Raw genomic sequence first — 20049 nt, forward strand, 5'->3', positions numbered from 1 at the left:
CTTAGAAATTTACGTTAAGGCCAACGGTATAAGTTCTCATGATCGGGTAAAATTCTCCTGCAGTATTCGTCTGCTCTACATCAAAACCAGGGAAGAATTTATCCCAGGTGAACAGGTTTTGTCCACTCACATATACCCTTACTGATTTGATCTTTGCTCTGCTGGTCAGAGATTTAGGCACTGTATAACCCAGTACTACGTTTTTGAGTCGCAGATAAGCACCGGAACGCATCCAGTAGGAAGAAGTCACGTAGTTATTGGCGATGCTGTTGGCTGTTAGTCTTGGATAAGCTGCATTGGGATTATCTGGCGTCCAGTAATCTTTCTGGTGCTCAAACATCGTTCCCTGGAAATTGGCGGAATAGAAAGGCTGTGCACCGGTACCGGACATATAGTTGTTACGTTTGCCTACACCCTGCAAAAATATATTCAGATCAAATCCTTTATACTGGCCGTTGAGGTTAAGGCTGTATTCATAACGGGGGAAGGAGTTGCCCAGCACTACGCGGTCGTAGGCATCGATTTTACCATCCGGTTTGCCATTAGGACCGCTGATGTCTGCATAACGGATATCGCCGGGTTTTGTATTGGCGAAGTGGAAAGGTGCTTTATCTATTTCTTCCTGCGACTGGAACAGGCCCTCAGCCTGATAGCCGTAGTAGGAATTCAAGGGATAACCTTCCCGCATGATCAGTGCACCATTGATGTATTCTTTACCACCCAGGCTCACCACTTCATTCTTCACATCAGAAAGATTGGCCTGTACAGAATACGTGAACTCACCGGCACGGTCTTTCCAGCCGATACCGAGTTCCCAACCGGTGTTGCGCATAGATCCGATGTTTACAAAAGGCGCGCCCAGTCCTACATAAGCAGGTACACCGTCCAACTGCAACATGTCAATGATGTTGCGTTTGAAGTAGTCGGCAGTAACAGTCAGGTGGTTGTTGAGTGTGGTGAAGTCAATACCTACGTCCATGATTTTGGAAGTCTCCCACCGGATGTAAGGGTTGGCAGCAGTGCTGAGTGCATAACCGGCATTCACCACATTACCGAAGTAATAGTTGTTGGCGTTGCCGGTGCTATACATCGCATAAGTGGGATAATAGTTGGCCACACCATCTACCACCAGGTCCTGGTTGCCCAATGCACCATAGGAGCCTCTGATCTTAGCGCTGTTAATGACATTACTGATAGACTTCCAGAAATTTTCTTCTGAAATCCTCCAGCCGGCAGACACGGAGGGGAAGAGTTTCCACCAGTTGTCTTTTCTGAAGCGGGAAGACGCGTCAAAGCGACCGTTGAGTTCCAGCAGGTATTTTTCTTTGTAATTGTAATTGATCCTGGAATAGGCAGAAGCCATGGCGTATTCACTTTGTGACCCGGAGAGTGTTTGCCCCAGCGGGTCTGCGGCATCCAGGTATGGCAGTGAAGGAGAAATCAGATTCTGACGTTGTGTGTTGATATAACTTGTTTTAAACAACTCTGTGGTGAAACCACCCAATACAGCGAAACCATGTTGGCCCATATTCCAGTTGTAGCTGGCCTGAGAACGGAATACGTTGCGGGTAGTTTGTGAAGTATTGTCGTACAAAGCGTTGTTGGCAGGCCAGTTGCGGGCAAAGAGCAGTTTGTTGTTGGCCACATCTGCTGTATAGATTTTGTATTGGTCCTGCAGCTGTCTTGCATGGCCATTGGCAGTGTTGGAGCTGTAGCTGGCCAATAGTTCCATGCCTTTGATTGGTTTGTAAGTAAGGGTGCCGGTGAGGATACGGGAATCGGTGACGCGTTTGTCGAAGCCGCCGTCTTTAGCCTGTGCAGCGGGGTTCATGTTAGACCATCCTTCTCCCCATTCACCGGTATTAAACTGACCGGGCGCAATAGCCGGCAGACCTATCATAGCGCGGATAATGCCCTGCGGAGTAGACTGGCCGGGCCAGGAACGTTCAGACCTGTTTACTACTACATCGGCAGAAGCAGACAGTTTGCTGGTGAGCGCGATATCTGTATTAAAACGTAGGTCGAGGCGTTTGAAGTTAGTGTTGGCGGTGAGGCCGTTCTGATCCAGGTAACCACCGGAGCCAAATACTTTGATTTTATCTGTACCAGCCGACAGGCTCAGGTTGTGATTATGCATGATACCATTGTTGACCAGGATCAGGTCTTTCCAGTTGGTATTATAGCGGGCGAAATTATCTGGTCCCAGTTTTTCATAGTCAGCGATCTGCTGGGTAAAAGCAGGAGGCAAACCACTGTTTACCTGTGCCACATCCCACAGTTTCATATGGTCCAGACCATCCACCTTTTTAGGAAGATTGGTAGGTGTTTGTTTGGCGAGATAACCATTATAACTGATGTTCACGCCGCTGATCCCTCTTTTGGTAGTGATGAGGATAACGCCGTTGGCTGCACGGGAACCGTAGATAGCGGCGGCAGCAGCATCTTTCAATACGGAGATGCTGGCAATGTTGTTAGGATCAATCGCATCGAGGCTCATCTCGATATTGTCTACCAGTACCAGCGGGTTCTGACCGGCATTGATGGAGCCGATACCACGGATACGGATAGTACCTGCATCACCACCCGGCACACCGGACTGCTGTGTAACAGTTACGCCCGGCGCCACGCCCTGTAAGGCCAGGGAGGCCGAAGCCACAGAACGGGTGTTCATCGTTTTTCCATCTACTACTGATACGGCGCCTGTAAGGTTTACTTTTTTCTGGGTACCATAACCTACCACTACCACTTCCCCAATTTGTTTATTGGCCGGTTCCAGGAAGATGTTTACTTCCTGCTGGCTGCTGGCTTCCACTTCCGTTGTCTTATATCCCACAAATGAGAAAACAAGTGTAGCCGTTGCCGTAGTTCCGGAAAACTGAAAATCGCCATTGGCATTGGTAGTACCACCTTTAACGGTGCCTTTCATGACTACGTTCACACCGATGAGCGGTGTCCCGTCAGCATCTTTTACTCTTCCTTTAAATAAAAAGCTTTTCTGCCCAAAGGCCTCCGGATGTTGGAGGATGGCGAGCAACAGCAGCAGGATACTGCCTGTTCGCCAGCGGCGTGCAAGTTTTCCCATAGAAAACGAATTTTGATTGATAAAATGAACTTGACTTAAAAATTAATGGTTGACATAGTCCAGCATTATGGTTGTACCGGATAATTACAGGTTGATGATTAATTTATGCTTCGAACATTATTTTGGTTACAGTATTCATATAGGCTTTAACGTTAGACTGCCGGAAGAGATCCCGGAAACTTTGCGGTTTTATCGTTGGTACCCGGACAGCCACGATCCGGCTTTGTGTCCGGGCAGCGAGGGTATTCCAGGCTCCCCGGCCGATGCCGGCGTTGGAGGCCCGGTATTCCCAGCGGTTTTCCGACAGGTGGTACAGGTCATTGTGTGTGCTGCCACAGAAGATCAGTTGATGATCATTTCCAGCATAGACAGACAGGAACAGCACTAGCCATACACTGGTGACTAATAACTTTAGTTTCATCAGAACGTGTGTAGAATTTTGGTTGCTTTTATAAAATAAATGGCCAAAAGAGCATACTTTATAACATAATTGCCATTACAGACCTCAATATAGTAATTCTTTTAAAAAACAAACCTATAATTAATTAATTATTTTAAAAACAAAGAAAAAATATTGGCTGGCAGTGGTTTTTAGCAAGTTATCCTATAGGCAGCAAGACAACCGGCGCCGTATAAAAGCACCTCAACACCTCATGAATATTATAAATAGCTAACGATTCAACATTCTTTTCAGAAACGCCGGATAGGTGTTCCCGTTATCAGTACCTGCCCCCTCCATAAATGCCCCATAAGTAATACTGTCTCCAAAACAAAGGATACGATGATGTTTGCGTAACAGCCGGTGCGCCTTCAGATAGCGGTACAACTGATCTGCTATAAACCGGTACCCTTCTGCGGTAGGATGAATACCATCTTCCTTGCCCATATTAGCTGCATTCACAATCAGAGAAGAGGCCGTTCTGACAGGCTCCCCACGCCGCTGGAAAATATCCCGCAGATCCAGGAAATACACTTGTTCCGTAACAGCTATCTGTTGTACAATAGTCCGGACATTATCCAGCTTCCGGTTAGGATCTACCGGATACAACGCACGCGGATGACGCTGAAACAGATACCCTGTATCTACCGGCAGAGAACTCATCAGCACCACCACCGCACCTTCCTTTCGCAACTGCTGCACCAGGCTCCGGTACTGCGTTGCAAACTGCTCCTCACTCACCAGCTTACTGGAATTAACCATATCATTGGTCCCCACCATCATCACTACCAGGTCAGGATGCAACGCCAGCACATCTTTATCAACTCTTGTCAGCAGATCGCTGGTATTATTATCGGCAATACCTTTATTGATCACCGTATAAGAACGGGAGGTACAGGAAACACAGGCCACCACATAGGTGCATAGGAGAAGGATTCTGAAGTTCATGGCAGACAAAATAATTCTTTTCAGTATTTTTATCTTTCTATTATTTCAGTGAACACAGGTTTAAATAAACTATTTCATCACATGTTTAGTCAAGGTAACCCGATACTATTAACCGATGCCATCAACACGGGGCTTATTGATGAACTCCACTACGACTTCCGGCTGCTCAACAGCAGTTGTCCCGGGCTGAAAATACTGGTATTTGAAACAGATGTGGAAACAGACCAGTATATAGACCTCTATGATATTTATGCTGAAGATGATATCGCCGGAATGATTTTTAACGGCCATCTTCATGTACGCAATGCCATCATCGATTATGAGCTGGACACCTATTCCGCCTTTCTGTTGGTAAAGGGCAATCTCACCTGCGACAATCTGGTAGCGGGTTGTACGGAAATACATGTCAAAGGCGATGTAAATGTTCTTCATACCTTCATCGGATATTACAACCATGGTGAGGTACACATTGAAGGAGATCTTCACGCAGGCTTATGGATAGAAGATGACCATCATACCACCGTCAACGGAAAAGTGAATGCTGTTACCTTTTGCAGAAGCTGGCATATAGCAGCACCCGACTTCACTGACTGGCGCGACATCCTGCTGCCGGAAGCAGCCGCTGAACTGATGAAGGATGATTATCTTTTTTCCGGAAATGTAGATCTGATCCATAAAATAAAAGAAGGCCAGCCTGTTTTTAAACAAGTACTCCAGCACATCCGCATTACCCTGGATGACTTTTACCAGCTGCATCAAAACAATCTCTATCCACCGGACATGGATAAGCTCACCATGGTGGAAGACAAGTGGGTAGTCAGTTGTATGAGGTCCGGACACCTACCAGGTGATCAGGAACACGGCTCCATCTTTATCATGAATCATCGTGCAGACCTGTCATTTTTTATGATGAAAGAAAATGACCACCTGATTTGTCTTTGTGATGAGGGAGATAATGAATATGAAGATATAGTCCGGGATTCGCCACAGGAAAGGGAACTACGCCGTTATTTCTCCAGAGCACAGGAAATAGTAAGTACCAAAGAGAAATGGAATGCGCAATACAAAACGGCCATCAATAAAGAAGAACTATGGCATTTGATATGGATGCTGAATCCTACTGATGACGTGGAAGCATTTAAACTAACGGCCACGGCTATCTTCAACCGGGTTGTGCTGGCAGCGGAGTACCCTTATGCTTACATCCACAACACGTATCAGGATGACAGTGAAAAAAGAGGGCTGGCCGATGCGCCCGCCTTTAGTGTACCCATAGCATTGCTCGACGGCCTGCTCTCACATGGGCTACTGGCTGAAATACCCGTCCACCGACCACTTGCCGATGAAATTACAGCACTCAACCAGCTGGGTACCTTGTACTGGAACACCACGTTTCAATACCCGGAAAGTTATGCCAGCACACCGATAGATGCCCAATACCTGCAATTTGTAAACAGCCAGCTACAGCAATATGAAATGGGGATCATCCGTCTGAATCCTGGCATAGACAATTATATCCTGGCCTGTATTCCACTTCGTGAACTGACAGCTATCACGGAGAAGATGTTATTATTTAAGATCCAGACAGATTACCTCATCTAAAATTTTTTATCTCAGAGCACCAGCTGCTGATGCAGCCTTTGCAAGGTGGCTGCTGCGTCTGTACACAGGCCGCCATGTGTTTTGGAGGTTTGTATAATGGTGCTTCTGGTAGCAGTCAGCCAGCGGAAACGGGAGGCCAGGTCCAGCATACCGATAGGGCCACCCTGAGGGCCGCCTGCACATATTTTTTCAATAGCACAGAGATAAGCCTGTACTTCCGGGATATTGATATCGGGAAATAATGCACGCAACCGTGTCTCACAGAGGTGATAGCTTGCCTGCAGGAATTTTTGTTTTTTACAATAGAGCATAACACCTACGTTGAGAAATTCCTCCCGCTCCACCCGTGGCACTACGCGTATAACGGCGTACTCATATAAGTGATTTTCTTGCATATACTGCTTCTTTTACAAAAATTGCTGAGGAGGCTATCCTCGTGATTAAAAACTGTGCATATACTTCCCTGCGTTCCGCCACCGTAATGGTTTCCGGACCATCAAGCCATTCTTCCGGCACCATGTCTACAATAGCGCGGATACGCTCCGGTGTAAGGATAGCACGGAAAGCACTGTCTGTTGCCTCCAGTTCGGAAGCCTGCGGCAGCAGCACATGGTCCTTTACTTTGGCAAATGGCCTGATAGCCTGTTCTTCCCAGTTGTCCCAGGAATGATGAAAATACAGAGACGCACCATGATCTATCAGCCACAGCTCCTGATGCCACATGAGCATATTAGTATTGCGTACTGTACGGTCTACGTTGGTCAGCAGGCAATCCATCCATACGATCTTTGAAGCGAGGACCGGATCGATAGTGGTGACTACCGGATCATAAGTTACGGAGCCGGAGAGATAATGCAGTGCCAGGTTAAGTCCTACGCTCGATTTGAGGAGGTCCTGTATTTCCTCATCTCCTTCTGTACGGCCGAAATCGGTGTCCAGGCCCGCAAATACAATTTCCGGCACTTTCAGGCCCAGTGCCCGGGCTACTTCTCCGCCAATGAGTTCTGCAATCAATGCTTTTACGCCTTGTCCTGCGCCTCTGAATTTCAACACATACAGGAAGCCGTCGTCGGCCTCTGCAAGGGCTGGCAACGAACCGCCTTCCCGCAGCGGGGTCACGTACCTGGTTACCTGTACGGTCCTGAGTGGATAATACTGATGATTCATACCTGATGTTACTGTTTCCTTCCCATACGGGAAGGCCTGAAAATAGATCATTTTTTTCAGAAATCAGGAACAGTGGAGCCTAAGAGGGGTTTCATCTTACAAAAACAACCTGCCAGTCGTTTTTTATACTGATCACATTCCAGCCATATTGATGGGCCCAGTTCAACGACAGGTTATCATCTTCTTCATAAGCAAATTCCCGGTCGTCATCATCATGGTGAATAAGCAACTGCAGGGAGGGATAAGTGTTTCCCTGACAAAAGCGAAGCATATAGATATCACCACCACCGCCTACATTACCACAGGCCAGAATGGGACGTTTACCGATGTAATACTGGATATTCACCGGCTTCTCCTTTTTATCGTTGAGTGTGCTCAGTCCTTTCAGTCGTATAATATCGTTTACGCCTGCACTATCTACATACTGATATCTGAAGCTAGAGCCTATCACCTGTTCCGGCGGAATACCGTAATACTGCCAGGATATGGTCCTCATAAATTCAGCGGTGCCACCTGAACAGATAAATGTTTTAAACTGATTGTAACGCAGATAATTGAGCAGTTCCACCTGAGGCTGATACACCAGCTGTGCGATGGGCACGTTTAATACGGGATGACGCACCGATTCAAAAAATTGCAGGGCTACCTTGCGAAAGTCAGCTTCTGTCATACCGGTATGGGTAAGGTCCATCAGCTCCAGTAGCTCTTTACGGCCCATGTTCTTCAGAAATTTTTTATCCCGATCGATTATGGCCTTGAAAGGCTGTTTATTCCTCAGTGCCGGGTGTTGCATCACCATCTGGTTGATACGGTACATCACAAACATCTCCTGCACTACTGGTTTTTCGGCCCACAACGTTCCATCGTTATCGAAAGTGGCGATACGATCTTCCGGTGGTACGTACTGGGCTGAATGTTCGGTGGTGACGGCCGTCACAAAACGGATGATAGCTTCTTTGGCATAACCATCATTCCAGGAGGGCAAAGGATCTCCCTGTGCCCGGCCAGACAGGGGCAGCAGCCACGTGCATATAATCCACAACAGGGCTACGCCCCTAAACAGCTTTATCATACTTATCTTCTTTCTTTGAGGAAGTCCCCGTCTTTATTAAAAAAGAGACGTCTGATATCATTACCTTTTACAATCAGCACTTCCCATTCTGCTTTTATTTTGGTAGGGGTGATCAGCCTTCTCACTTTGTCTTTGAGAATGCGGAATCCTTCGTAGTGATTACCTATGTAGTCATCGATCTTTACCGGCAGTGTTACATCCCTGGCTCTTTCACTGGCCCTGATCAGGTTGCCTTGCGCATCATAAACCGCTTCTATATCTACCCCTTTTCCCGTCATGCTAAGTGTGTAATACTGGTCATTGGGGCTGGGCGTATTTTGTTCTTCTATGAGCCATTCTCTTTTAAATACTGCCGGAGGGAGTTTCATGATCTGGGTGAGGTTGGCAGTAGGGAATTTCTGCATGTAGGCAGCCACCACTTCCGGCGGCAGGTCTTGTTTATTGATACGTTCTGCTCTTAGTATGGTTTCCTGGTCCTGGGCTACAGTCTTTAACCCAGGGAGGGCACATAACAGCAGCAGCACGAAACATACTTTCACTGTTTTCATATACTATGTTTTTTATCGTTTATAATCAACCGTATCTTGTTAGAACAGCTACCGGCACTAAATAGTTTTACGTTTCCCCACTGCTTACTGCTAAAATCAGGGGATGAAATACAGATTCCGATTTGTTTGCTATATTTAGGCGGAAGAAAAAATCCAAACAGATATTGTCCAGGTCATCTATGCCGGATGAAAGAGAGCAACTAAAAGCAATAGCAGCAGGTAACGATGCCGCCTACACGCGTATTTTTCACGCCTATAGCCAACAGGTGTTTAATGTAGCCATGTTATATCTGAAAGATGAAGCCGCAGCAGGTGAAGTAGTGCAGGAGATATTCCTGAAAGTATGGTTAAAAAGGGATGCGCTTGTTGCCGTAGAAGACTTTGCTGACTATCTCTTTATCCTTACGCGTAACTACATCTACGACAGCTTCCGCCGGCAACTGGTCAAACAGAAGGCCATGGCTTATCTCGAGATGCAGCATCCGGGTTATGCCAATGATACGGACCATGCTGTCCGTGAACATCAGTACGAACAAATGCTGCAGACCGCCATTGCTTCGCTGCCCCCTGCACGCAGGAAGATCTATCTCGCCCGTAAACAAGGTCTGAGCAATGAAGAAATTTCCCGGGAACTGAATATCTCTGTTCATACCGTTAAAAAACAGATGCAACTCGCATTGCAGTTTTTACGGAGTTTTGTCAACCAACAGCTGCGTAGCTGGTTGCTGCTGTTGCTACTATTATTATACCTTCTCTCCTAATCATTTCATTATCAGCGTTAAAAAAAATTTTCTTTCGGAATACTCCTTTTGTTTCCGACGTTCGTCTTTATAGCTGTCACCAATTCTAAAGTCGCTATTAATGACCGTCACAGAAATCAGACAGCTGCTGGAAAAATACAAGCAAGGGACATTGAGTCCGGAAGAGTTGTCGCAACTGGAAGAGGCTGTTGTTGCAGGTTCTTTTGAAGAAGAAATAAAGGCAGATATCCTGCATACCCTATATACCCATGCAGCTCCGGATGCCAACTGGCCGGAAGAGAAAAAGGCTGCATTGCTGCAACAGATACTGTATACCGCTCCGATGCGCCCGGTGCGGAACAACACCGTTCGGAAACGTTGGATATATGCTGCAGCCGCCGTCCTGGCAGCAGGTATCATTACCAGCGGCACCTATCTGATGATGCGCAGACAGGAACCTGCGCCGGTAGCCGTTGTCCACCCAAAGGTACCGCTGGCCCCTGGCTCCAGCAAAGCAATGCTGACACTGGCTGATAACAGTACCATCACCCTTGACAGCAGTAATAATGGCGCGCTGGCTACACAAGGCAGTACACAAATCGTCAATACCAATGGCGCCCTCACCTACAAAGGTAATGGTAGCAACAAACAACCCTTGTACAATACAGTGGCTACTCCAAGGGGCGGACAATATCAGCTCACCCTCGCCGATGGCAGCAGAATATGGCTAAATGCAGCTAGCAGCGTACGTTTCCCAGCTGCCTTCACTGGTAAGGAAAGGTTGGTGGAAGTAACCGGAGAAGTATATTTCGAAATCGCTAAAAATGCGGAAATGCCTTTCCGCGTAAAAATAAAAACGGCCGCCAATGATATGACCGTTACCGTGCTGGGCACAAGTTTTAACGTGATGGCCTATCCGGACGAGCAGGCAATCCGCACCACCCTCGTGGAAGGCGCGGTGCAGGTAGCCCGCGGCACCGAAAGCAGCCTGCTCAAACCCGGCTATCAGGCCTCTATACCATCTGCCGGCGGAACTTTTGAAATCAGCGAAGCCGATATAGAACAAACACTGGCCTGGAAAGAAGGTAAATTCCGTTTCCGCAACACCAATATCAAAACCATTATGCGTCAGCTGTCACGGTGGTACGATATCGATGTGGCCTATGATGGTAACGTATCAGATATAGACCTGACAGGTGTCATCTCCCGCAGGGAAGATGCAGGCGCCCTGCTCAAAGCCCTGGAAACCACACAAAGAGTAAAATTCACTGTAGATGGCCATACTATAACAGCCCGGCCCGTTGCGCCGCAGTAACACTTATACCTGTAAGAATTATTAACGTTTAAAAGATTTCATGTTATGAATACGTAGTCGCATCAACCATTTGCGGGTAGAAAAACCGGACCCCGATTGCAGTCAGAGCCCGGCACTAAATGGCTACCCAATTTCGCATTGTCATTAGAAACTGAATTATTAAAAAGCCACGAACACAAAAGTATGCAACAACTTACTACTGGCAAAGCCCGTATCAACCGCGGGCCTTTGCAGCGAAAATTTCTGTTGGTTATGAAATTAACTGCCACTTTCATATTGGCCATCACCCTTCACCTGAGCGCTAAAACCTATTCTCAGACCGTTACCCTCAAGGGCAAACGGCTGGCGCTTTACGATGTGTTCAATAATATCAGCAAACAGACCGGCTACGAGTTTGTGTATGATGAAAAACTCCTGCAAAGCTCCGGTCCTGTTACCATGAACGTGAACAATGCCCCCCTCACAGAGGTGCTGGACAAATGCCTGAAAGGGAAACCGCTCAACTACGCCATCGTCAACCGGATCATTGTGATCAGCCCCAAACCGGTGGAAATACCGGTAGTACAGGCTGCTCCCATCCGTGGTACCGTGACCGGCGAAAACGGACAACCCCTGTTTAACGTAAGCATCCAGATTAAAGGCACCACCAAAGGCACCATCACCAATGAAAAAGGTGCTTTCACCATCCAGGCCGATAAAAAGGATATCCTTGTTTTCAGCTACCTGGGTTATGAAAACAAAGAAGTACCCGTTGGCAATAACGAAGTACTGAATGTAGCCCTGGCGCCTTCCAACACCCAGCTGACAGGCATACTGGTGACCGCCCTCGGCATCAAACGCTCCGAAAAAGCCATTACCTATTCCATGCAGCAGGTAAACGGCGCAGAACTGACCAAAGCCAAAGACCCCAACCTCATCAATACCTTAAACGGTAAAGTAGCCGGCCTTTCCATCTCCCCCAGCGCCTCTGGTATAGGCGGTTCTGCCAAAGTAGTTTTACGCGGTAATAAATCTGGTATCGGCAGTAACCAGGCCCTGTACGTAATAGACGGCGTACCCATGAACAACAATCTCACCAATCAGCCTACCACCGCTTATGGCGGTAGCTCCGCCTACGACGGTGGCGACCCTATCTCCAACATGAACCCGGAAGACATTGAAAACGTCTCCGTGTTGAAAGGGGCTTCCGCTGCAGCACTCTATGGTAGTCAGGGTGCCAACGGTGTGATCCTCGTCACCACCAAAAGCGGTAAAGCGGGTAAAACAACCATCAATTTCTCCTCTGGTGTCAATATCGCCCAGGCAGCGTATAAACCGGAGTTTCAGAACAACTACGGTCCGGCTAACGCCACTTCGCCGCAGAGCTGGGGTCCTAAACTCAACAGCCCTGCAGGTAACAACCTGTCTTCCTTCTTCCAGACAGGTCAGACCTATACCAATGCTATCAGCCTTTCGGCCGGCACCGAACAGCTGCAGACCTACTTCTCTTACGCAAACACTTCCGCTACCGGTATTGAACCAGGCAACAAACTGGGCCGCAACAACATCAACTTTAAGGAAACCGGACATTTCCTGAACAATAAACTGACGGCAGAAGCAGATGTAAACTATGTGACCCAGAAGATTGACAACACACCGCTGTCAGGGTTGTATTTTAATCCACTCACCGGTTTATATCTCTTCCCACGCGGACAAAACATCCAGCAATTCAAAGACAAGTTTGAAGTACCGGACCCATCCCGCAACTTCCTGCCAGTGCAGAACTGGGCCTACCTGGATGATATCCAGCAAAACCCCTGGTGGATCACCAAACGCAACACCAATTCACTGAACCGTAACAGACTGTTACTCAATGCCAGCTTAAAATATGAAATCACTCCCTGGCTGAATGTACAGGGCCGTGGTAGTATCGACCGCATCAATGATGTGTATGAACAAAAGCTGTACGCAGGTACTTACAAAGTGTTGTCTCCCGCTAATGGTGTATACAACTACAACAACTCCACTACCACACAACAGTATGGAGACCTGTTGCTGAACTTCAACCTGCCTGTTAATAAAGATATCCGTTTAACCGGCGTATTGGGTGGCAGTATCCGTGATCTCAAAACAGAAGGCGTTAAGTTCGGCTCCGGTCAGGACGGTCTGAAAATCGCCAACGTCTTCAATATTCAGAACTTCAATACCCTGAATGCCCTCAATTCCGGCACGCTGCCAGAAAACCATGGCCAGTTCCAGTCAGCCTTTGGTAGCGCCAGCCTCTCCTGGAAAGAAATGGCCTTCCTTGACCTGACTGCCCGCAACGACTGGTCTTCCAACCTCTCTTATACACCCAACGGTTCCTACTTCTATCCTTCTGTGGGCCTCAACCTGATACTGAGCCAGATGGTACAACTGCCACAGGTGATCACTTTTGCCAAAGTGAGAGGTTCTTATGCAGAAGTAGGCAACTCTCCGGACCCTTATAAAAGCAACCCCGCTCAGAACACTTTTGGCGTAGGAACGCCTATCGGTAACACCAAGTCTCCGTTCACTGAACTTAAACCAGAGAAAACAAAATCACTGGAATTTGGTATGGAATGGCGTTTCCTTGACAACAGGCTGACTGCAGACGTTACCTACTATAAAACCAACACCCACAATCAGACGCTGAGTATTCAGTCTCCCTGGGCTTCTTACTCAGAGCTGTTTTACTTCAATGCCGGTAATGTGCAGAACAAAGGTGTAGAAGCAGTAGTACGTTATGATGTTTTCCGCGGAGGTAAATTCCAGTGGAACACTGGCATTAACTACTCTGTAAACGATAACCGCATTGTAGAACTGGCCACTACTAATCCCGAGTTTGTGCTGAGTGGTGCTTCCGGCGCCAACTATGTATCTAAATTCAAGGTAGGCGGTTCTTTTGGTGACATCTATGGTTCCGTGCTGCAGAAAGATGCACAGGGCCGTATCATGATCGATGATAAAGGCGCGCCTATCAAACAGGGCGGTGACTTTGTATACCTGGGCAACCCCAACTCCAAATGGCAGTTGGGCTGGAATAACAATCTCTCCTATGGTGCACTGACACTGTCTTTCCTGATAGATGGCAAATTTGGCGGAGAGGTGATGTCTGTAACCCAGTCTGTAATGGACCAGTATGGCGTATCCAAAGCTACCGGCGATGCCCGTGATGCAGGCGGTGTAGCCGTTAACGGTATAAGTCCGGACCAGAAAGCAGTTACCAGTGTAGACCCACAGAAATGGTATGGTACTATCGGTGGCCGTGAAGCCGTATCCGGCGAATATATGTACAGCGCTACAGTAGTACGTTTACGGGAGCTGTCGCTTGGATATACTTTCCCGGTAAAAAACAATGTGTTTAAAGCGCTGCGCCTGTCACTCACCGGCCGCAACCTGCTTTACTTCTACAAGAAAGCGCCGTACGATCCGGAAATGACCATGTCTACTTTCAATGGTATGTCTGGTGTAGACATCTTCATGCCACCAGCTACCCGTAGCTATGGCCTGACGCTGAATGCTACCTTCTAACCGATGTTTGTCACCATTAAAAAAGAAAAAATGAAACGTTCCACTATATTTTCCGGTAAATACCGCCTGCCGGCCATAGCAGCAGGGCTGTTGCTGGCCATGACCGCCTGCACCAAAAACTTTGACCTGTATAATACGGATAATACCGGCATTCCTGACAAGATGCTGGAAGCTGACTTCTATAACCTCAGCTATTTAAAAACAGCTACCATGGCGATCTACAACTTCTCCGGTGGTGGCGATCCCAACTCTTTCCAGGTACAACAAAATCTGAATGCTGACTGCTTCTCGGGTTATATGGCTTCTCCCACTGCCTTTAACGGTGGCAGAAACAACCTGAGTTATTTTATGATGAGTAGCTGGAACGGCGAAGCCTTTAAAGTAGGCTATCTCAGCGTGATGGGACAACTGGCCAAACTGCGGGCTTCCAATATTCCGAAAGACTTTCCGGCAGTATGGGCAGTAGCACAGATTGTACAGGTAACCGCTATGAGCCGTGTGACCGATATCTATGGGCCTATCCCCTATAGTAAAGCCGGCACCAGCAAAACCAGCATCGACTACGACAGTCAGCAGGAAGTGTACACCCGCTTCTTTAAAGAGCTGGATACTGCTAACATCACCCTGCGCGACTTTATCAGCAGCGGTAAAACACTGCCTTTCAAATTCGGTGATTTTGATTTGGTATATAACGGAGACTTCACCAGATGGCTGCAGTTTAGCAACTCGCTGCGCCTGCGTCTGGCCATGCATATCATCAAGGCAGACAAAGCAACTGCACAGGCAGAGGCAGAAAAAGCCCTGGACCCTGCCAAAGGAGGCGTGATCACCAGCAACGATGGCAACATGAACGTGAAAGTGGTCGGTGCCGGCTATACGAATCCGCTGGTGTTCATTGCACAAAACTGGAATGATATTCAGATCAACGCTTCCCTGCAGTGTTATCTGACCGGCTACAAAGACCCGCGCCTGGCTAAATACATGTCGCTGTCTACCGACGCCAGCATCCCTAAACAGTATGTAGGTTTACGCCTGGGCAGCATCACCAGCTCCAACAGCAAAAGTGATTATGTAGGCTATTCCGCTATCAACTATCAAGACGGTGTTTTTACACTCAATACCCCTGTGCAGCTGATGACCGCTGCAGAAGTATATTTCCTGCGGGCAGAAGCAGCCCTCAATGGTTTCAACAATGCCGGCGGCAGTGTGCAGGAAATGTATGAAAAAGGTATCAACACCTCACTGGACCAATGGCATGCAGCCGATGCCAACTATATCAACAACAGCACCAATACACCAGATGCTTATGTTGATCCGAAAAACACGCAAAACAACATCGACACCCCTTCCCATGTTACCGTGAAATGGGTGGAAAGTGCCACCATTGCGGAAAAGCAGGAACGTATCAGCACCCAGAAATGGCTGGCCATGTTCCCCGAAGGACAGGAAGCCTGGACGGAATTCCGCCGTACCGGTTATCCTAAACTGTTCCCTGTTGTCAACAACAACAGTGGTAACACCATCGATAGCAAAATACAAGTCAGAAGACTCCCCTTCCCCCAGAATGAATATAATACCAACGGTGCAGCCGTTAACAAAGCCATTGGCCTGCTGAGCCAACCGGCCGACAACGGTGGCACCAGATTATGGTGGGACAGACCCTGATTGATCTGATGTAGCTGATGCTCCTGATGAGTGGAGAGCGGAGCGGAGATAATTGCTTGAATAGTTGTATAGGTTAACATATCACGCAGTAATATCCGGATGCTCTCTCTCTTCCGTCTCTCTTCTTCGCTCCAATCTTCGCTCATCAGGAGATCAGCAATATCAGTTTTAAATCAGCGTTTCAACCAATATCTGAACCAATGTTACTGGCTTAACTCCGGGGAATTTTTACTTCCATTTTTAACCACTTAAAAATTCCGGTATGAAAAAACAATTCCGCGTATGGTCGTCGGTCGCAGTACTGACCGCATGTACAACCCTGCTCTTTACAGCCTCCTGTAAAAAAGAAGAAACCCCGGCTGATGCCCCTCAAAAAGGCTCCCAACCCAAAGTAGAAAGTGTTACCAAAGCCGGCGGCAAATCTGTCTGCTATGTAGAAGTCAACAGTAACAGCCTGCTCAACACCGGCAAGTATACCCTGACTACCGGCGGTCAACAACTGTTTGACATCGCCATCATTTTTGCAGCCAACATTAATTACAACACCAGTACCGGCAAAGCAGTACTGTACAACAACCCGAATGTTACCAATGTGCTGGTCAACAAAGCCACACAGATTGTGCCTTTACAAAACAAAGGCATGAAAGTATTATTATCTATCCTTGGAAACCATCAGGGTGCAGGCTTCTGCAATTTCACCAGCCGCGCTGATGCCAGGGCTTTTGCGCAGCAGCTCGCCGATACTGCCAACTACTACGGTCTTGATGGTATCGATTTTGATGATGAGTATGCTGACTATGGTAACAATGGTCTGCCTCAGCCCAACGACAGCTCTTTTGTAATGCTGCTCGATGAACTGCGGCAGCTGATGCCCACCAAAATAATATCGTTTTATTATTACGGGCCGGCAGCTTCCCGCTTATCCTGGGGCGGCAAAAAAGCAGGTGATTTCGTTGACTACAGCTGGAATGCCATATATGGCAGCTATTCAGTACCTAACGTGGCTGGCCTCAGCAAGGCCAATCTGGGACCTGCCGCAGTAGACATCCAGGCTACCAGCCAGACTACCGCTAAATCCCTCGCCACCCAAACCAAAAACAATGGCTATGGTATCTACCTCTGGTATAATCTCACCAGCACCAACAAAGCCACCTATTTCTCCGCAGTATCCAGTGTACTGTATGGCAGCAATGTGACCTATACACCCTGATACCGCTGCTAGTGCGCTATTCTTACAGTCTCCGGCCTATTTACCGGAGACTGTAATTTTTTTTATCCCTTCAATTTCATCATTATCAAGCTACTCCATGTTAAAAGTCACTCCCCTCATAAATTTCCATCATCAAATCTGATAAAAAATACTTAATTTGAAATTACATGCAATCGATTGAAGATTGATAACCCGGAGACCTGTAGCTTCAAAGGAGACCTGTAGTATTAGTGCATTAACCCAAACAACCCAAGATCTATTTCTCAATAACTCACCCCTAAAACAAACCCTCTATGACCAGACATTTATTGTTTTTTCTGGCCGGCCTGTTAAGTGTCGCCAGCCTTCTGGTACAGGCTCAGAACAAGCCTTATCCGCAAGCCATCAGTTATCCCAACTGTATCAAACCCAACAACGTTACCCAGGCAGACATGAACGCCAGCGTAGCCAGTTATTACGATTACTGGAAAGCCACCTACCTCAAACATAATCTCAGCTCACTCCCGGGTGGCTATTATGTAAAAGGAGACATCACCGGCGGTGCCGACGGCTATACACCGCTGGGTTCTTCCGAAGGGCACGGTTACGGCATGGTGATCACCGTGCTGATGGCCGGCCACGACCCCGCCGCCAAAACCATTTATGATGGACTGTACAAAACATTCAAAGCCTACCGCAGCGTCAACAACAGCAAACTAATGGGCTGGGTAGTAGCGGATAACACCGGGGCTCAGGGCCACTTTGACTCCGCTACCGATGGTGACATAGACATCGCCTACTCGCTCATTCTGGCCCACTACCAGTGGGGTTCTGCTGGTACAATCAACTACCTCAATGAAGCCAAAACCATGATCAATCAAGGGCTGAAAGCAAGTTATGTGACCAGCAGCAACCGCCTCAACCTCGGCGACTGGGACACCAAGACCGCCCTCAACACACGCCCCTCCGACTGGATGATGGACCATATGCGGGCATTTTACCAGGAAACCAATGATGCCACCTGGAATAATGTCATCGATGCGCTTTACAACGTGTATACACAGTTTTCCGCCACCTACTCCCCCAGCACAGGACTTATCTCCGACTTTGTTGTGAAAAACCCGCCGGAACCAGCGCCACAGAACTTCCTCGACGAATATCCTCCCACCAATGAATACAATTACAACGCCTGCCGCGTACCACTTCGCATTGTAATGGACTACGCCATGTATGGCAATACCACCGCCCTCTCCCTCAGCAATAAAATGGTGAACTGGATCAAAACAAAAACCAGCGGTAATCCCGCCAATATCAAAGATGGTTATAAACTGAACGGTACCGCTTCCGGCACCGGCCAGGAAGCGGTGTTCATCGGACCTTTTGTGGCCGCCTCTGTAGTAAGCAGTAGCAACCAGGCCTGGCTCAACAGCGGATGGAACTATCTCAAAACCGCTAAGAGCGGCTATTACAGCGATTCCTACAGTCTGTTATGCCAGCTCTTCATCTCCGGCAACTGGTGGATACCCGGCAACAGCAGCCCTTCCAACGTACCGCCCAGCGTCAGCATCACCGCACCGACTAACAATAGCGCCTATACGTCGCCGGCTTCCCTGACCATTAACGCTACCGCCACAGACAGCGATGGCTCCGTTACCAAAGTGGAATTCTTTAATGGCAGTACCAAACTGGGAGAAGCTACCAGCAGTCCCTACGCCTGGACCTGGAACAACATAGCAGCCGGCACTTACACGCTCACGGCCAAAGCCACTGACAACAGTAATGGCAGCAGCACTTCCGCACCTGTAACCATTACCGTCGGTTCTGCCCCGGGTTGCAATCCCGCCGAAGCCAGCGGCGATGATGGCAACGTAGCCGCCAACGCCATCGACAACGATCTCAACACCCGCTGGTCTGCCAGCGGCGACGGGCAATGGATACAGTTCTGCCTGGGCAGCTCCCAGTCTGTTAATGGAGTAGACATCGCCTTCTATAAAGGAGACTCCCGTAAAGCTAAGTTCGATATACTTGTCAGCGCAGATGCAGCCAACTGGACAGCCGTAGCGTCCAATCTGCAGAGCAGCGGCAGCTCCCTTGCCCTCGAATCATTCTCCTTCACCGCTATAACGGCGAAGTATGTACGAATTCTGGGACATGGCAACAATCTCAACGCATGGAACAGTTATGCGGAAGTAAAAGTTAAAACGGTAGCAGCACTCGCAGGCAGCACCAGTGCTTCAATGGCCTTCACGCCAGTCAACGATGCGCCGCCAAAAGCCGGTAAACTGAGTATAGATGCTTTCCCCAACCCCTTCCGTGGAGATTTGCGCATCACTTATACCCTGGAAAAAACCGGCATAGCCAACCTTACCGTTTATAATCTTGCCGGACAACCCGTGGCCGTACTCGCCAACGGACAGCTGTCTGCCGGTACCTATCAGGCTACCTTCCGCAGTGGCAACCATGCTTCCGGTATCTATATCATCAAACTGGCACAGGACGGTAATATCATCAGCAAACGGATCGTGAAAGAATAAAACAAATGATATAATTCGGATATCTTATTATTTGGATATTTCAATTGTAACAAGTAACATTTCTTCTACATAAACAACCCCGACCAGTGGCCGGGGTTGTTTATTATCATTAAATTATATTACTGATATTACTATTTGACTTTATCTTTTTATTGACCGATATTTATAAATCCTTGAAAACATCAACTGAGAAATTTTTTATAGAGAATTTTTCATT

General features: G+C 47.9%; 14 protein-coding genes. 7 read left to right on the forward strand and 7 right to left on the reverse strand.

Annotated features, from left to right (window positions below; translation table 11 throughout):
- Position 1: 1 nt before the first annotated feature.
- From DF182_RS02150 to DF182_RS02160, 3 genes are all read right to left on the reverse strand, one after another.
- Positions 2–3082 carry a SusC/RagA family TonB-linked outer membrane protein gene (locus DF182_RS02150; RefSeq protein ID WP_113614039.1) on the reverse strand — a complete coding sequence of 1027 codons (3081 nt, stop codon included), beginning with the start codon at positions 3080–3082 and terminating at the stop codon, positions 2–4.
- Between the two features lie 103 nt (positions 3083–3185).
- Positions 3186–3503, reverse strand: a complete 318-nt coding sequence (locus DF182_RS02155) for a hypothetical protein (RefSeq protein ID WP_113614040.1) — start codon at positions 3501–3503, stop codon at positions 3186–3188.
- A gap of 249 nt (positions 3504–3752) precedes the next feature.
- Positions 3753–4469 (reverse strand): SGNH/GDSL hydrolase family protein, encoded by a 717-nt coding sequence (locus tag DF182_RS02160; RefSeq protein ID WP_113614041.1) that lies wholly within the window; start codon positions 4467–4469, stop codon positions 3753–3755.
- Between the two features lie 81 nt (positions 4470–4550).
- Here DF182_RS02160 and DF182_RS02165 point away from each other — a divergent pair, with 81 nt between their 5' ends.
- The gene (locus DF182_RS02165; RefSeq protein WP_113614042.1) at positions 4551–6071 is read left to right on the forward strand and encodes a DUF6630 family protein; all 1521 of its coding nucleotides are present in this window, start codon (positions 4551–4553) and stop codon (positions 6069–6071) included.
- A gap of 11 nt (positions 6072–6082) precedes the next feature.
- On the opposite strand, the gene DF182_RS02170 is transcribed toward DF182_RS02165, so the two are convergent.
- From DF182_RS02170 to DF182_RS02185, 4 genes are read right to left on the reverse strand one after another with little or no spacing between them, the layout of a single operon-like run.
- Positions 6083–6466, reverse strand: coding sequence for a DUF3037 domain-containing protein (locus DF182_RS02170; protein WP_113614043.1), 384 nt, complete (start codon positions 6464–6466; stop codon positions 6083–6085).
- A complete protein-coding gene (locus DF182_RS02175) occupies positions 6444–7289 on the reverse strand; it encodes a HipA family kinase (protein ID WP_245957350.1) in 846 nt (281 codons plus the stop codon). The genes DF182_RS02170 and DF182_RS02175 overlap by 23 nt, the downstream gene beginning before the upstream one ends.
- A gap of 40 nt (positions 7290–7329) precedes the next feature.
- A complete protein-coding gene (locus DF182_RS02180; RefSeq protein WP_113614044.1) occupies positions 7330–8310 on the reverse strand; it encodes an HAD family hydrolase in 981 nt (326 codons plus the stop codon).
- 2 nt (positions 8311–8312) lie between these two features.
- Positions 8313–8858 carry a hypothetical protein gene (locus DF182_RS02185; RefSeq protein WP_113614045.1) on the reverse strand — a complete coding sequence of 182 codons (546 nt, stop codon included), beginning with the start codon at positions 8856–8858 and terminating at the stop codon, positions 8313–8315.
- Positions 8859–9022: 164 nt separating this feature from the next.
- On the opposite strand from DF182_RS02185, the gene DF182_RS02190 reads away from it, so the two are divergent.
- The 6 genes from DF182_RS02190 (at position 9023) to DF182_RS02215 (ending at position 19832) form a co-directional block, all read left to right on the forward strand.
- Positions 9023–9619 (forward strand): RNA polymerase sigma factor, encoded by a 597-nt coding sequence (locus DF182_RS02190; protein ID WP_147243319.1) that lies wholly within the window; start codon positions 9023–9025, stop codon positions 9617–9619.
- A 100-nt stretch (positions 9620–9719) separates the two neighbouring features.
- A complete protein-coding gene (locus DF182_RS02195) occupies positions 9720–10913 on the forward strand; it encodes a FecR family protein (RefSeq protein WP_113614047.1) in 1194 nt (397 codons plus the stop codon).
- Between the two features lie 183 nt (positions 10914–11096).
- A complete protein-coding gene (locus DF182_RS02200) occupies positions 11097–14444 on the forward strand; it encodes a SusC/RagA family TonB-linked outer membrane protein (protein WP_245957351.1) in 3348 nt (1115 codons plus the stop codon).
- A 30-nt stretch (positions 14445–14474) separates the two neighbouring features.
- Positions 14475–16109 (forward strand): SusD/RagB family nutrient-binding outer membrane lipoprotein, encoded by a 1635-nt coding sequence (locus DF182_RS02205; RefSeq protein WP_113616744.1) that lies wholly within the window; start codon positions 14475–14477, stop codon positions 16107–16109.
- 262 nt (positions 16110–16371) lie between these two features.
- On the forward strand, positions 16372–17319 hold the full coding sequence (locus tag DF182_RS02210; RefSeq protein WP_113614048.1) for an endo-beta-N-acetylglucosaminidase H: 948 nt from the start codon (positions 16372–16374) through the stop codon (positions 17317–17319).
- 293 nt (positions 17320–17612) lie between these two features.
- Complete coding sequence (locus DF182_RS02215) at positions 17613–19832, forward strand: glycosyl hydrolase family 8 (protein ID WP_113614049.1); 2220 nt, start codon at positions 17613–17615, stop codon at positions 19830–19832.
- Positions 19833–20049: the final 217 nt, after the last annotated feature.

This window comes from Chitinophaga flava, assembly GCF_003308995.1.
Lineage (GTDB): Bacteria > Bacteroidota > Bacteroidia > Chitinophagales > Chitinophagaceae > Chitinophaga > Chitinophaga flava.